The following is a 14,557-nucleotide window of genomic DNA, read 5'->3' on the forward strand; positions in this document are numbered from 1 at the left end:
CGAATGATTCACCTGCATCACCGCCCGTTGGCGGTTGCCGTTGCGCTGTGCGTGACGGCCCTGGCACCACTGGGTGCCGCTGCACAATCCACCACCAACCTGGATGCGGTGGAAGTGACCGGTACCCGCATCAAGCGCGCTGAAGTCGAAGGCCAGGTGCCGATCCAGACTCTGACCCGTGGCGACATCGAGCGCACCGGCCTGACCTCGATCGGCGAGGTACTGCAGCAGCTGACCGGCTCCGGCTCGGCGCTCAACGCCAAGTTCAACTCCTCCGGCAACTTCGGCTTCCCGCCCGATGGCAGTGGCGTGGGCGCCGGTTCGGCGCAGGTCGATCTGCGCCACCTGGGTGCCAAGCGCGTGCTGGTGCTGGTCGATGGCATCCGCTGGGTCAATGAATCCTCGGCGTCCGGCGTGGGCTCGGCCACCGACCTCAACACCATTCCGCTGGCCATCGTCGAGCGCATCGAAGTGCTGGAGGACGGCGCGTCGTCGCTGTACGGCTCCGACGCCATTGCCGGCGTTGTCAACATCATCACCCGCCGCGATTTCGATGGTGGCCAGGTGACGCTGAACTACGGCGAGTACAGCAAGGGCGACGGCACGCAGAAGGGCGTGGACCTGGCCTGGGGCAAGAGCGGTGATCGCTTCAGCCTGTTCCTGGGCGCCAGCTGGACCAAGCAGGACCCGGTGTTCGCCAAGGACCGAGAGCAGTCACGCTTCCCGATTCCGGGCACCGGCCTGGCCTTCGGCAGCGGCGGCATTCCGCAGGGCCGCTTCATGTTCACAGACCCGAACACGGGCGCGGTGCAGAACATCGTGCCGAACACCGGCGTGAGCAATCCGCGTTACGACGGCAGTGCCGGTTGCAGCCGCACGGATGACTACCACTGCTTCACCACCGCCGACCGCTTCAACTTCGCCGAATACAACATGGTGCTGACGCCGTCGGAGCGCAAAGGCCTGTTCGGGCAGTTCCGCTTTGACATCACCGATAACGTGCAGTGGTACGTCAAGGCGCTGGGCAACCGCCGCGAGTCGACCAACCAGGCTGGCCCCGAGCCGCTGTTCTTCGGCCCCGATGGCGCCACCGGCAATCCGCTGGCCGACAACATCGTGGTCTCGCGCCTGAACCCGTACAACCCCTTCGGCTTCGATCTGGTCTCCGGCGACAACATGAGCCTGATCGGCCGGCGCCCGGTGGAAGGTGGCGCGCGCGTGTTCAAGCAGCAGGTGGACACCACTTACTTCGCCACCGGCCTGGTCGGTGACTTCCATGCCGCCGACCGCAGCTGGTACTGGGATGTCAACGGCATGTACAGCAAGAACAAGGCCGAGCAGACCAACTACGGCAGCTATGACATCTACAAGGTGAACATGGCGCTGGGCGATCCGGCGGTGTGCGCGGCCACGCCGGGCTGCGTGCCGCTGAACATCTTCGGCGGCGCCGGCTCGATCACCCCGGACATGCTGAAGTGGATCCAGCCGGTGGTGCGTGACCGCAGCCAGAACGAGCTGAGCCTGTTCACCGCCAACCTGTCCAGCGAGCTGTTCTCGCTGCCGGCCGGCCCGGTGTCGTTCGCCACCGGCCTCGAGCACCGCAGGTACAAGGGTTCCTACCAGCCCGATCCGCTGACGGTGATCGGCCATTACAACGGTGTGCCGTCGCAGCCGACCTCCGGTTCCTATGATGTCAACGAGGCCTACCTGGAGCTGAGCGTGCCGATCTTTGCCGACTCCCCGTTCGGCAAGAAGCTGGACCTGAGCCTGGCGGGCCGCTATTCGGACTACTCCACCTTCGGCGGCGAGTTCACACCGAAGTACGGCCTGCGCTGGCAGGTGACCGATGACTTCGTGCTGCGCACGACCTACGCCGAGGGCTTCCGCGCGCCTTCGATCGGTGAACTGTATGGCTCGGCGGCGCGTGCCGACCTGCAGCTGTTCGACCCGTGCTCGGTGGGCCTGGGCGGTACGCCGCCGCGTGGCAGCGCGGCCAACTGCGCCGCACTGGGCGTGCCGGCCGGCTTCCAGCAGGCCAACTCGCAGATCTCGGTGACCACCGGCGGCAACCGCGAGCTGGACCCGGAGCGTTCGCGCAGCTTCAGCGCCGGCTTCGTGTGGAGCCCATGGTTCGGCAACAACGCATCGTGGTCGGAGCGCTTCGATGTGGAGGTGACCTTCTACCGCCATGCGATCGACGGCGCGATCCAGGCGATCAACGCGCAGACCCAGCTGGACCTGTGCGTGGATACGCTGGACCCGATCTACTGCAATGGCATTACCCGTGCCAGCACCGGTGCGGTCAGCAGCTTCAACAACCGCCTGACCAACCTGGGGTCGATCAAGACCGATGGCTGGGACGTGGATCTGTACTGGACGCTGCCCCAGACCTCCATCGGCCAGTTCAAGCTGGCGTGGAAGAACACCTTCGTCGGCCGTTACGAGGCCACCGGCGCGGCCGGGCAGAAGCAGCCGCAGAAGCCGGGCGTGGAAGTGGCGGACAGTTCGATTCCGGAGTGGACCAGCAACGCCAGCATCGCCTGGACGATGGACCGCTGGAGCGCCAACTGGACGGTGCGCCACATCTCAGAGCTGACCGAGAACTGCGGCGATGCCGCGGCATTCCCGGTGTGCAGCAACCAGGCGGCCGGGACCAACACGCTGTCGGCTACCACCTTCCACGACATGCAGGTGGGTTACAGGATCGACTGGATGAAGGGGTTGCAGCTGACCGCTGGCCTGAACAACGTGTTCGACAAGGACCCGCCGATCTGCCTGTCGTGCTCGTTGAACGGTTACGACGCTTCGACGTATGACATCCCGCGTGGCCGTTACTGGTACCTGCGCGCGGACCTGCGGTTCTGATGAGGGGACGGCGCCGGGCCCAGCCCGGCGCCGTTGCAGGGTCGAGCCATGCTCGACTCCACAGAGCCGGGTTGCCTCAGAACGACCAAGTGAACGTCAGCGAGCCGTTGCGGCCTTCGCCATAGCCACCATAGCCGTAGATCTGCGCGTAGTACTTCTTGTCCAGCAGGTTGTTGAGGTTGGCCTGCACGCTGAACTGCGGTGCGATGCGGTAGCGCACGAAGGCACCGACCAGGGCGTAGGCATCCTGGTTGAAGCGGCCATACACCGGGTCGGTGTAATAGATGCCGTTCTGCCAGTTCACGCCGCCGCCGAACGTCAGCGCGGTCAGCGACTGCGGGGTGTAGCTGGTGTAGGCCTTGATCGCGGTCTGCGGCAGCTGGGTGTTGATGTCGTTGCCATTGATATCCTTGGCCACGTAGCGCGAGGCACCGAAGGTGGCGTTCCAGCCCGGGGCCAGCTCACCGTTCAGTTCGAACTCCACGCCACGGCTGACGGTGCCGCGCGCGGCGACGTAGGCGTACTCGTTGGCCGAGCCGTCGACGAAGCCACCGGTCTGCTGCGCGACGTTGTCCTGCTCGATGCGGAACACCGCCAGCGAGGCGTTCAGGCGATTGTCGAACCATGCGCCCTTGATGCCCACTTCGTAGCTCTTGCCGTCCACCGGATCGAGGTAGCGCCCCTGCTGGTTGCGGTAAGTCTGCGGCTGGAAGATCTCGGTGTAGCTGGCGTAGGTCGACCAGGTGTCGTTGATGTCGAACACCAGGCCGGCATACGGCGTGGTCACCTTGTGGCTGAAGCGGCTGAGCGTTGCGCCTTCGGTGCCGTCCAGGCTCCAGTCGGTGTAGCGCGCGCCGAGGATCAGCTTGAGCGGATCGGCCAGCGACAGGCGCGTGGCGGCGTAGGCGGCCTTCTGCTTGATGGCGCCCTGGCTCTGGGTCGGCAGCGCGGCCGCCCAGTTCGGCTCCGGGAAGCTGCCGGTCCAGGTGAGGTAGTTGTCCAGCGGCGCCCAGGCCGACTGGAAGTCGCCGGTGTTCACGTACTCGCGCTTGTTGTAGCTCAGGCCGGCCATGAACTGGTGCTCGCGGCCAAACAGCTGGAACGGGCCATCAACGTAACCATCGACGCCATCCACCTTGCGGTGGGTCTTGTAGTAGCCGGCCATCGGCAGCACGCCGGCGCCGGTGGTCTTGTTGAAGCCGCCGCCGTAGAACGGATAGAACAGCTTGTCGTCGGCATCGGTGCGGTCGTGGGTGGCGCCGATCTTGAACTTCCAGCCGTTGCCGAAGGCGTGCTGCAGGGTGGCGAAGGCACGCTTGCTGGTGGTGTCCCAGAAGGTCCAGTCCGGCGACGGATTGAACGAGGTCGGGTAGTTGGTTTCGGTGCCGTCGGAGAACCACATCGGGAAGCCGCCCCAGGTGGGGGCGGCGGCCTTCTTGTGCTGGTAGTCGTAGCCCACGCTCAGCTGCGTGTCCGGGGTCAGGTCGGCGTCGATGACCGCATAGCCCAGGGTTTTGCGCTGGTTGTAGCGGTCGACCTGCGAATCGGTATCCAGATAGCTGCCGATCACGCGGCCGCGCACGGTGCCGCTGGCGTTGAGCGCGCTGCCCACGTCCACGGTGGTGCGGGTGCGGCCCCAGCTGCCGACGTTCACCGACACGCTGCCGGCCAGCTGGGCGCTGTCGGCGTGCTTGCGGATCAGGTTCACCGATGCGGACGGATTGCCGGCACCACTGAGCAGGCCGGTGGCGCCACGCACTACTTCCACGCGGTCGTACAGCGCCAGGTCCAGGCCGGAGTCACCATAGCTCCAGTTCTGCACCATCTGCGTGGGCAGGCCATCGAACTGGTAGGCATCGATGTAGAAACCACGCGCGTAGAACTCGGTACGCTCGCTGTCGGACTGGGTGCTGGTCACGCCGGTGGTGTTGGCCAGCACGTCGATGATGTCGTCCAGGTTCTGATCTTCGATGCGCTGGTGGCTGATGATGCTGATCGACTGCGGGATCTCGCGCGGCGCCAGGTCGAAGCGGGTACCGGCCGAGGTGCGGCGCACCGAATAGCCTTCGGCGCGCTCGCCCTTCACCACGACCTTGTCGAGGGTGGTCGGGTCGGCAGCGGTCTCGGCGGAGACGGCCGGGGCCACGGCGCAGAGGGCAACGAGCACGGCAACGGACAGCCGCTGCGGCTGCAGGTGACGGGAAGCGGAACGGGTCATGGGAGTCCTGGACGGGCACGCGCTCCGCCGGTATCCAGGAGGCGAGGCGCTACGGAGTGGGGATAGGACAGGCAGGCCGTCCTGGCGCTACCGGAAACGAAAGAATCGTAATACGAACTATTCCCATTTACAAATCATGAACGCGCCGACCGGCTGTTCACCGAGCCGGGTGGGTCAGTGCAGCAGCGGCAGCGGGTCGCGTGCGCCATCGGCGCCGTAGATGCCCCAGTGCAGGTGGGGCGGGGTGCCCTTGGCGTTGCCGCTGTCGCCGACATGGCCGAGCAGGTCGCCGGGCTGCACCACCTGGCCGCGTGCCAGTCCTTCGGCCCAGTCGTCCAGATGGGCGTAGTAGTAACGCTCGCGGGCCGGCCCGATCACCCAGACCTGGCGCCCGCCCAGTCCGCCTTCACGGACGTCGGCGATGACGCCAACCGTGGCGCTGCGCACGGGGGTGCCACGGCTGGCGAAGATATCGATGCCGGCGTGCGAGCGATCACGGCCGCGTGGTGCGCCGAACGTATCGGCGATCTGCCGTGGGCGCACGCCCTCCACCGGTACCGGCAGCTGCGTGGCCGGCGGCATCCGTGCCAGTGACCAGAGCATTCGCGGCGCGGCCGCCCACGGGCTGTTCCACAATGCCATCGCCGCAACGATAGCGATGGCCAGGAACAAGCCACGCAGCAACCAGCGGCGCAGGCGATGGGCGGGGGACGGTGTTGTGCTCATGGTTTTCGATTGTAGAGTCGAGCCATGCTCGATGCCGGTCGCATTGCGATCAGAAGGCAGTCGAGCACGGCTCGACTCTACAGGCCTGGCAGCAGCGGCACCTCAAAGCTCCGCTTCAATGTGCCCAGTGCCACCGACGTGCGGAAGCGCTCGATGTTGTCATCGCCGCCGAACAGGCGCTCGGTGATTGTTTCGTACTCCTCCATCGACGCGGCCGAAAGCAGCAGCAGGAAATCGCCGTCGCCGGTGATCGAGTAGCACTGCTGCACAGCGGGGTCGTCCTGCACGCGGCGCTTGAACGGCGCAAGGCGCTCGCGCTGTTCACTGACCACGCGCACTTCGACGATGATGGTCAGTGGCCGCCCGACCATCGCGGCAGCAACCACCGCCACGTTGGCGGCGATCACGCCGCTGTCCTGCAGACGCTTGATCCGGCGCTGCACGGCCGGGGTGGACAGGTGCACGGCCTCGGCGATTTCGCGTTGCGGCAGGGTGTTGTTCCGCTGCAGCAGCTCCAGGATGGCGCGGTCGAAACTGTCGAGCACGGGGGCGGTGGCCATGGCGAGCAGAAGTTTCACAAACGGGCCCTCAATTGAGCCAAGTGCTCGGCGCCGGCGCAATAGACTTCGCCCATGCAGACCTCACGATTCGCGCCGATGTTGCCGGCGCTGGCGGTGCTCGGCTCGGTCACTTCGCTGGCCATCGGCACGTCCTACGCAAAACAGTTGTTTCCGCTGATCGGCGCGCAGGGCACCAGCGCGCTGCGCGTGGGCTTCTCGGCGCTGTTGCTGCTGCTGTTCTGGCGGCCGTGACGCTGGAAGACCAGCCGCCCGGATGCGATCACCATTCTGCGCTACGGCCTGACCCTGGGCCTGATGAACCTGCTGTTCTACATGGCGCTGCGCACGATTCCCTTCGGCATTGCGGTGGCCATCGAGTTCACCGGGCCGTTGACGGTGGCGATGCTGTCGTCGCGGCGGCCGATCGATTTCCTCTGGGTGGGCTGCGCGGCAGCGGGGCTGCTGTTGCTGCTGCCGATCGGCGGTGGCCCGGCGCTGGATCCTGCGGGCGTGCTGTACGCGTTGGGTGCGGCGGCGTGCTGGGGCCTGTACATCGTGTTCGGCAAGCGCGCCGGCCACCTGCATGCGGGGCATTCGGTGTCGCTGGGCCTTCTGGCCGCATCACTGGTGGTGGTGCCGGTGGGTGTGGCGCATGCCGGTGCCGCGCTGCTCGATCCGAAGATCCTGGCGGCCGGCCTGCTGGTGGCGCTGGTGTCCAGTGCGATCCCGATGTCGCTGGAGATGATGGCGCTCAAGCGCCTGCCGAAGGAGACCTTCGGCATTCTGATCAGCATGGAACCGGCAGTGGCCGCGCTGTGGGCGATGCTGCTGCTGCACGAGCACCTGCATGGGCTGCAGTGGCTGGCGATCGGATGCACGGTGCTGGCCTCGGTGGGCAGCACGATGACCGCGCGGCGGTTGAAGGTGCCGGCGGTTCAGGCAGGGTAGCGCCGGGCCATGCCCGGCAAAGGCATGCCAACCCAGGTTGGCACCCACCAGGCGCGGTCAGCGCAGGGCGTCAGCCGGGACGTCGATCTGCATTGCCAGGGCGAGGTGATCGGAGAACGCGGCCGGTACGGCTTCCACCGTGCGGGTCTGCAGGCCGCTGCTGACCAGGATGTGGTCGATGGCGCGGTCCGGGCGCCAGCTGGGGAAGGTCGGCACGACGCAACCTGGCGGCTGCAGCCGGGTCTTCTGGTACAGCACCTGCATTTCCGGGCGCTCGGCCAGGCAGTTGAAATCGCCCATCAATACCGCGTTCGGGTGGTCGGACAGCAACTCGGCGATGAAGCCCAGCTGCGACATCCGCGAGCCCGCTCCCAGCGACAGATGCGCCACCGCCACCGCCAGGCCATCGGCCCCATCGCCGAACTTGGCCAGCAGCACGCCGCGGCCGCCGATGCGGCCGGGCAGGGCGTGGTCCTGCACTTCCACCGGTTCCAGCTTGCTCAGCAAGCCGTTGGCGCTGGAGGCGACCCCGCCCATGCGCCGGTTCGGCTGGTGGCTCCAGTAATTGAAGCCGGCGCGCTGGGCCAGGTAATGGGTCTGGTTGGTGAAGCCCGAGCGCAGGCTGCCCGGGTCGGCCTCCTGCAGGCCGACGATGTCGTGTTCGCGTGCCAGGCTGGCGATCGCGTCAAGGCTGCTGCGCTTGCGTCCCGCCGGCAGCGCATGTGACCAGCTGCGGGTCACATAGTCGCTGTAGCGGCGGGTACTCGAGCCGGCCTGGATGTTGGCCGTCAGCAAGCGCAGGGTCCGTGTACGGGGGGAATTCACGGCCGGGAACAACGTCCTTTGGATCAGTGAGCCTGGGCGGCACCGCGTTCGCGGGCGATCAGGTGGTCGGCAATGCGCAGCATGTCCGGGAAGCTCTTGCCCTTCACCAGGTACTTGCCGTTGACGATGATCGACGGCGTGCCACTGATCTGGCTGCGCTGGGCGAACTGCTTGGCCGAGTTGGTCTTGGCGTTCACCGCGAAGCTGCCCATGGTGGCGGCGAACTGCTTCGGGTCCACGCCGTAGGCGCTGTAGAACTTGGCGATGTCCTCCACCGAGTCACGGCCACGCTCGCCCTTCAGGGTCTTCTGCGAGTGGATGGCGGCGTACAGCGCTTCGTGGGTCTTCTCCTGCACGCCCAGGGTCTGCGCGGCGTAGAAGGCACGGGCGTAGTCATCCCAGGTGCCGCCGAACATGGCCGGCACGTAGACGAAGTTCACGTCGCTGGGCAGGCCGGCCTTCCACGGGCCGACCAGCGGCTGGAACGCGGCGCAGGCCGGGCAGACGTAGCCGAAGATCTCGGTCACTTCGATCTTGCCGGCGGCCGGCTGGAACGGCTGGCCGTTCGGGATCACCTGGTAGTCGGCGCCTTCCACCGGGGCCGGGCCAGTCAGGGCGGCGGTCGTCGGCGCCGGCGCGGCGGCCGGAGCGGCTTCAGCCGCGGCCTTCTCGCCTTCGGCAGCAGCCGGTGCAGCGCCTTCGGCGCCCGCGGCAGCCGCCGCCGGTTCGGTGCTGGCCGGCGCAGCGGCCGGTTCGGACGGAGCCGCAGTGGTGTTGGCGGTGCCGTCGTCGGCCTTGCAGGCCGCCAGGATCGGCAGCAGCGCTGCAAGGGCGAGGGCGGCGAAACGGGTCTTCATGGAAACGTCTCCAGCATCTGGAAAGGTGGGGCCGGCACCGGAGGCCGGCCAGAGGGAAATGATGACACGTGGCGGCGACAGCGCCGTGTCGAGGGTGGGTGTTGGTTCAGCGGCCGCGGGCGGCGCGGGCTTGGGCGATCAGCGCCGAGGCGATGCGCAGCTGGTCGTCGAAGCTGTTGCCACGCACCAGGTACTGGCCGTTGATGATGATGGCCGGGGTGCCCGGCACCTTTGTGCGCTGGGCGAAGGCCCGTGCGGCATCGACCTTTTTCTGTACCGCGTCGCCACGCAGGGCCTGCAGGTAGCGGTCCGGGGTCACCCCGTAGGCCTTGTAGAAGGTGGCGAGCTCATCGGCCGAGACGTTCTGCATCGGCAGCGTTCCCTGTTCATGCAGGGCCTTGAACACGGCCGCGTGGCTGCGCTTGGCCACGCCCACCTCGTCGGCGGCGTAGTAGGCCAGCGCCCAGGCATCCCAGGCACCGCCAAAGGCGGCCGGGACCGGGGTGAAACGCACGTCGGCCGGCAACTTGGCCGCCCAGGCTTCCAGCTGCGGTTCGAAATGAGCGCAGTGCGGGCAGGTGTAGCCGAAGACTTCAACCACCTCGATCTTGCCGGCCAGCGGCTGGAACGGGCCCGGCTGGGCGATGCGTTCGTAGTCTTTGCCTTCCACCAGCGGCGCGTTGGCGGGGGCGGCGGCGCTGGCAGCCAGCGGCAGCAGGACCAGCAGGGACAACAGCAGGCGGGAAATCAACCTCATCGACACGCATCTCCGTTGAAAAAACAACGCCGGCGCAGTCGCCGGCGTGAAGGAAACATACCGCAGCCGCGGGCCGTCGTCGCGGCCCGGGCCGACCAGTGGTGGTCAGGGGGCGGCAGCCGGTTGTACCGGCGTGGCCGCAACGGCGACGTCGTCGGCCTTGTTGTGCAGGCCCTGCAGGTAGCTCGACAGCGCCTGTACTTCCTGCTCGCTCAGCTTCTGCGCGACGCTGGCCATGATCTGGAAGTGGGTCTTGTCGGTCTCATGGGTCTGACCGGCCTGGTACTCCTGCAGGCGGCGCGCGACATAGCTGGCGTGCTGACCGCCGATGTGCGGATAGGCCGGCCCCGGATTGCCCGCGCCGCTGGGCCCGTGGCAGGCCATGCAGGCGGGCAGGCCGCGCTTGGCATCGCCGCCGCGGTACAGCTGCTGGCCGATCTCGTAGAACTTCATGCCCTTGTAGGGGCCGTCGGCGACCGCCGTATCGTCGGCGATGCCGGCCGTGGCCTTCTGCGTGGCGAAGAACGCGCCGATGTCGCGCATGTCCTGCGGGGTAAGGTTCTGCACGAACGGCACCATTGCCACGGCGGCGCCGGAGCTGCGCTGGCCGTTGGCGATCAGGGCCATCTGCTGGGCCACGTAGCGCTCGCTCTGGCCGGCGATGGACGGGTACATCTCGACCGTGGAGTTGCCGTCGGCGCCATGGCAGGCCGCGCAGGCCGAGGCCTTGGCCTGCCCAGCCTTGGCATCGCCCCAGTGGGTCTTGCTGAAGTCCACCTCCAATGAGGCGGTGTTGATCGGCCCGTTGTCGGGCAGCGGGGTCAACGTGGTCTGCGCGAACGCAGCAGCGGCAACGACAACAGCAGTGGCAAGGGCGGATACGGCAAGAACGCGAGCGTGGCGCATGCTAAAGCTCCGTATGGACCGGGCCGGGCGGTGGCCGCCGGCATCGCCTGGATTATCAACGGCGTTTCCGCGCACGGTCAACGCAGCAGTGCAGCAAAATGCCCGCAGCGGCTGCCGGAACGGGCGCGCGGCGCCGCAACATGCGATCCTAGGCACATGTCATTGCTCATCGAACGCGCCCGTTACCACCTCTCGGCCCACAACGTGCGGCAGCTGCCGCCCGATGAAGGCGCCGAAGTGGCCTTCGCCGGCCGCTCCAACGCCGGCAAGTCCAGTGCGCTCAACGCGCTGACCCGCCAGAATTCGCTGGCCCGTGTCTCCAAGACTCCGGGCCGTACCCAGCAGCTGGTGTTCTTCCAGATCACCCCGGACGCGCATCTGGTCGACCTGCCCGGTTATGGCTACGCCAAGGTGCCGCTGGACCTGCAGGCCCACTGGCAGGCCTTCATCGACCGCTATTTCCGCACCCGCGAGGCCCTGAAGGGGCTGGTAGTGGTGATGGACATCCGCCATCCGTTGAAGGACTACGACCGGCAGATGCTGTCCTACGCCGTACAGCGCGGCATGCCGGCGCATGCGTTGCTGACCAAGGCCGACAAGCTCAGCCGCAGCCAGCAGATGCAGACCCTGCAGAAGGTGCGCAAGGAACTGCATTCGGCCTACGGCGACAGCGTCAGCGTCCAGGTGTTCTCCGGCGAGGACCGCACCGGCGTGGACGAAGCCCGCGGCGTGATCGGCGGCTGGCTGGGTCTGGCGTAAGGCGTCTCCGGTCGCCCGCCTGGCAGCCGGGCGCTACCCCTCTGCGGCCGCGCAGTAGCGGCCGCTGGCCGGCAACGACACCATGCCCGGCGACATTTCATTTCAACGGCGAATACTCCGCCGGCACCCACGCATAGGCCTCGCCTTCGCTGCGCAGATGGCCCAGGCCGGGGAACGGCAGGTGCGCACCGGCCACCCACCAACCCTCGGCGGTTGCCCGCTGCAGCACGCTGCGACGGCTGGCGGTGGCCGCCTTGCGGTCCGAATCCGCCTCAAATGCCGCCTCGGGGTGCGCAAACTGCACCGCATGGAAATGCAGGACGTCGCCCCACACCAGCAACGACTGGCCCTGGCTGTCGAACCGATAGGAGACGTGGCCGGGGGTATGGCCGTGGGTATCCATCGCCACGGCGCCGCCGGGCAAGGCATCGCCGGGGCGGAAGGTGCGCAGATGACCGCTGGCCCGATACGGCGCCACCGCATTGCGCGCCAACGGGAAAGCGAAGCGTACGCCCTGCGGCGCGCCGGCCTCGCTGGTGGGATCGAGCCAGTAGTCGGCATCGGCCTTGGACAGCCACACGGTGGCGTTGGGGTAGGCCGGCTTGCCCTGGGCGTCGAGCACGCCGCACAGGTGGTCCGGATGGGCATGGGTGAGCAGCACGTCGTCCACCTCGGACGGGTCCACGCCGGCGGCACGCAGGTTGCCCAGCACCTGGCCCAGGCCGGGGCCGAAGCACTGCGCGGTGCCGGTATCGACCAGGGTCAGGTGGTTGCCCTGGCGCACCAGGAAGGCGTTGACGGCGGTCTGCAGCCCCTTCCTGTCCTCCGGTACGTAGCGGCCGTCGAGCAGGCGGCTGACCAGGGTGGGGGACACATCGACCACTTCCTGCCGGCCCAGCGCGACCACGCCATCGAACAGGGCAGTGACCTGCAGGGCGCCAATGTGCTGGTGGTAGACACCGGGCACCTGCTGGGTGGGGGCGGGCGAGGTGGCTTCGGCCAGTGCGGCCAAGGGCAGGGAGGACAAGGCCAGCAGCAGGGTGGAGCGCAGCGGCAGGTGACGCAGGGTCATGGCGGTTCTCGGTGGATGACGGGGGTTCCGTTGGCCTAGCGTGCCGTGGCCGGCGTGCGCACGGCGCTCAAACCACTGCGCGGAATGCTCAGAGAGGGGGGGGCTGCAGGGCTGCGCCCTCACCCATGGGGGCTTGGCCGCGGCATTCATGCCGCGGACACTCCCGCGACCGGACCCATCCCGCCTTCGACAGATCTCCGCGATCTGTCGGAACAGCTCGTGGGGTCAGATCCGTTTTCCTACGGGAAACGGATCTGACCCCCGGAATTTCATTCGATATCTGAGAGATGTGTCGACCAAGGTCGACACCTACCAACAGCCGCCGGAATCTGTCAAAGGCGGGGCGGTGTGGGTGGGCAGGACCGTTGGCGCCATGGATGGCGCCATCGAGCCCCCATGGATGGCTTCACGGCGTGTCCTGCCCACCCACACCGCCCCGCCATCCCGCGGAATGCACGCTGTTGCTGTTGCTGTTGCTGTTGCTCCGGCTCTTGCACTCGCTTCGGCGGGTGCAGGGCGCAGCCCTGCCGAACCCCCTCAGATGTCTGTGGGAGCCAGTCCGTACTGCTCGGCGAAGCGCTTGCTGAAACTCGCCGTAGACCGGTAGCCCGCGCGTGCTGCGACAGTCTTCAGCGGCAGGTCGGTGGTGTACAGCAGCTGCATGCCATGTGCCAGGCGCGCCTCGGTCAGCAGTTGGCGCAGGCTGGTGGCCTCGGCGGCGAGGCGACGGCGCAGGGTCGCGCCGCTCAGCGCGAACTGTTCTTCCACATCGCGCGATTGCCAGTCCCGTGCCGGCTCGGCGGCGATGCGGTCGCGGATCAGTTCGCCCAGGCTCGGTGCGTGTGGCAACAGCAGGTTGCCGTGGCCTTGGCGGCACAAGGTCAGCACCAGCGTGGCCAGTGCCAGCCGCGCTTCACTGTAGCGGCCGTCCTGCAGCGACTGCCGCCACTGGCGCAGCACGGTGCCATGTTCGGCCAGTGGCAGCCGTGCCATCGCAAGGCCGGCGCTGGGCAGTTCCTCGCTCCACAGCGTGCGTGCAGCGGCCAGTACTTCGGCACACAGCGGCACGATCGCGCTGAGGTAACGGCCGCTGCGCGGATCAGGGCGGTTGACCACATCGATGCGGCAGCGCTGGGTCAGCAGCAGGATGTCGCCGGGCACGAATTCCAGTGATTGGTGCGCGGTGCGCACCTGCTTGCGGCCTTCCAGCAGGATCGCGAACTGCGGTTGCGGAATTTCCACCGAGCTGGCGCCATGCTCGCGGCGTGCGGTGATGCAGGCATAGCCTTCGGCGCGTTCGCAGCCGGCCAGGCTGGCCATTTCAGCCAGCAGCGCGGAGGCGGGCGGCAGCATGACGGTCATGACACGTGGGCGCCGAGCAGGTGGCCGACGCCGGCGGCGGCCGCCATCGCCAACGCGCCCCAGAACATCACCCGGATCGCGCCACGCACGGGCGGCGCGCCGCCGGCCTGCGCCGCCATCGCGCCGGTCAGGCACAGGCCGAGCAAGGTGCTGGCGGTGGTCATCGCCGCGACCCTGTCCACGGGTGCGAGCAGTGCGGTCACCACCGGCAGCGCGGCACCGCAGGTGAACGCGCCGGCCGAGGCCAGCGCCGCCTGCAGGGGACGCGCGCGCAGGGTATCGGTGATGCCCAGTTCGTCGCGCGCGTGCGCACCCAGCGCGTCGTGTGCGGTGAGCTGCTCGGCGACTTGTCGCGCCAGCGCCGGATCCAGGCCACGATGGCGGTAGATCGCACTCAGCTCTTCCAGCTCACTGTGCGGGTCGTCGTGCAGCTCGCGCTTTTCCATTGCCAGGTCGGCGTCTTCGGTGTCGGCCTGGGTCTGTACCGAGACATACTCGCCGGCCGCCATCGACATCGCGCCGGCCACGGTACCGGCGACCCCGGTGGCCAGGATGGTGCTGGCGGCGGCGCCGCTGGCGGCAACGCCGACCACCAGGCCGGCCACTGAGACGATGCCATCGTTGGCCCCCAGCACGGCGGCGCGCAGCCAGCCGACGCGCTCGGAGCGGTGCAGTTCGGGGTGTCGTGAATGGCGGCTCATG

12 protein-coding genes and 1 pseudogene are annotated in these 14,557 nt (G+C 67.7%); 3 read left to right on the forward strand and 10 right to left on the reverse strand.

All coding sequences use genetic code 11. The features are described 5' to 3' along the window. The first annotated feature begins 3 nt into the window (after positions 1-3). Complete coding sequence (locus tag QZ853_RS09270; protein ID WP_295572234.1) at positions 4-2,865, forward strand: TonB-dependent receptor; 2,862 nt, start codon at positions 4-6, stop codon at positions 2,863-2,865. Between the two features lie 76 nt (positions 2,866-2,941). Here the strand turns inward: QZ853_RS09270 and fhuE are convergent, their stop codons facing one another. The 3 genes from fhuE to QZ853_RS09285 all read right to left on the reverse strand — a co-directional run bounded on the left by fhuE (position 2,942) and on the right by QZ853_RS09285 (position 6,369). Further along, positions 2,942-5,083 (reverse strand): ferric-rhodotorulic acid/ferric-coprogen receptor FhuE, encoded by a 2,142-nt coding sequence (fhuE, locus tag QZ853_RS09275; RefSeq protein ID WP_295572236.1) that lies wholly within the window; start codon positions 5,081-5,083, stop codon positions 2,942-2,944. A gap of 174 nt (positions 5,084-5,257) precedes the next feature. Further along, positions 5,258-5,809: a M23 family metallopeptidase gene (locus tag QZ853_RS09280; protein WP_295572238.1), complete on the reverse strand. Its 552-nt coding sequence runs from the start codon at positions 5,807-5,809 to the stop codon at positions 5,258-5,260. Positions 5,810-5,886: 77 nt separating this feature from the next. After that, positions 5,887-6,369 carry an Lrp/AsnC family transcriptional regulator gene (locus QZ853_RS09285; protein ID WP_295573462.1) on the reverse strand — a complete coding sequence of 161 codons (483 nt, stop codon included), beginning with the start codon at positions 6,367-6,369 and terminating at the stop codon, positions 5,887-5,889. Between the two features lie 72 nt (positions 6,370-6,441). Here QZ853_RS09285 and QZ853_RS09290 point away from each other — a divergent pair. Beyond that, positions 6,442-7,317 (forward strand): annotated as a pseudogene (locus QZ853_RS09290) (EamA family transporter). Between the two features lie 57 nt (positions 7,318-7,374). On the opposite strand, the gene QZ853_RS09295 reads toward QZ853_RS09290, so the two are convergent. From QZ853_RS09295 to QZ853_RS09310, 4 genes are all read right to left on the reverse strand, one after another. After that, positions 7,375-8,112, reverse strand: a complete 738-nt coding sequence (locus tag QZ853_RS09295; RefSeq protein ID WP_295573467.1) for an endonuclease/exonuclease/phosphatase family protein — start codon at positions 8,110-8,112, stop codon at positions 7,375-7,377. Between the two features lie 53 nt (positions 8,113-8,165). Further along, a complete protein-coding gene (locus tag QZ853_RS09300) occupies positions 8,166-8,999 on the reverse strand; it encodes a thiol:disulfide interchange protein DsbA/DsbL (protein WP_295572240.1) in 834 nt (277 codons plus the stop codon). Between the two features lie 106 nt (positions 9,000-9,105). Next, positions 9,106-9,756 (reverse strand): thiol:disulfide interchange protein DsbA/DsbL, encoded by a 651-nt coding sequence (locus tag QZ853_RS09305; protein ID WP_295572242.1) that lies wholly within the window; start codon positions 9,754-9,756, stop codon positions 9,106-9,108. Positions 9,757-9,861: 105 nt separating this feature from the next. After that, positions 9,862-10,662 carry a c-type cytochrome gene (locus tag QZ853_RS09310; RefSeq protein WP_295572244.1) on the reverse strand — a complete coding sequence of 267 codons (801 nt, stop codon included), beginning with the start codon at positions 10,660-10,662 and terminating at the stop codon, positions 9,862-9,864. Positions 10,663-10,818: 156 nt separating this feature from the next. On the opposite strand from QZ853_RS09310, the gene yihA reads away from it, so the two are divergent. Continuing rightward, positions 10,819-11,421 carry a ribosome biogenesis GTP-binding protein YihA/YsxC gene (gene yihA / locus QZ853_RS09315; protein ID WP_295572246.1) on the forward strand — a complete coding sequence of 201 codons (603 nt, stop codon included), beginning with the start codon at positions 10,819-10,821 and terminating at the stop codon, positions 11,419-11,421. 97 nt (positions 11,422-11,518) lie between these two features. Here yihA and QZ853_RS09320 read toward each other — a convergent pair whose 3' ends face one another. The 3 genes from QZ853_RS09320 to QZ853_RS09330 form a co-directional block, all read right to left on the reverse strand. Beyond that, entirely contained in the window at positions 11,519-12,493 is a 975-nt protein-coding gene (locus tag QZ853_RS09320; protein WP_295572248.1) for an MBL fold metallo-hydrolase, read from the reverse strand. 537 nt (positions 12,494-13,030) lie between these two features. Beyond that, positions 13,031-13,855, reverse strand: a complete 825-nt coding sequence (locus tag QZ853_RS09325) for a helix-turn-helix transcriptional regulator (RefSeq protein ID WP_295572250.1) — start codon at positions 13,853-13,855, stop codon at positions 13,031-13,033. Then, positions 13,852-14,556 carry a VIT family protein gene (locus QZ853_RS09330; protein WP_295572252.1) on the reverse strand — a complete coding sequence of 235 codons (705 nt, stop codon included), beginning with the start codon at positions 14,554-14,556 and terminating at the stop codon, positions 13,852-13,854. Before QZ853_RS09330 ends, QZ853_RS09325 begins: the two co-directional genes overlap by 4 nt. Position 14,557: the final 1 nt, after the last annotated feature.

It is taken from the genome of uncultured Stenotrophomonas sp. (assembly GCF_913778665.1).
Taxonomy (GTDB): domain Bacteria; phylum Pseudomonadota; class Gammaproteobacteria; order Xanthomonadales; family Xanthomonadaceae; genus Stenotrophomonas.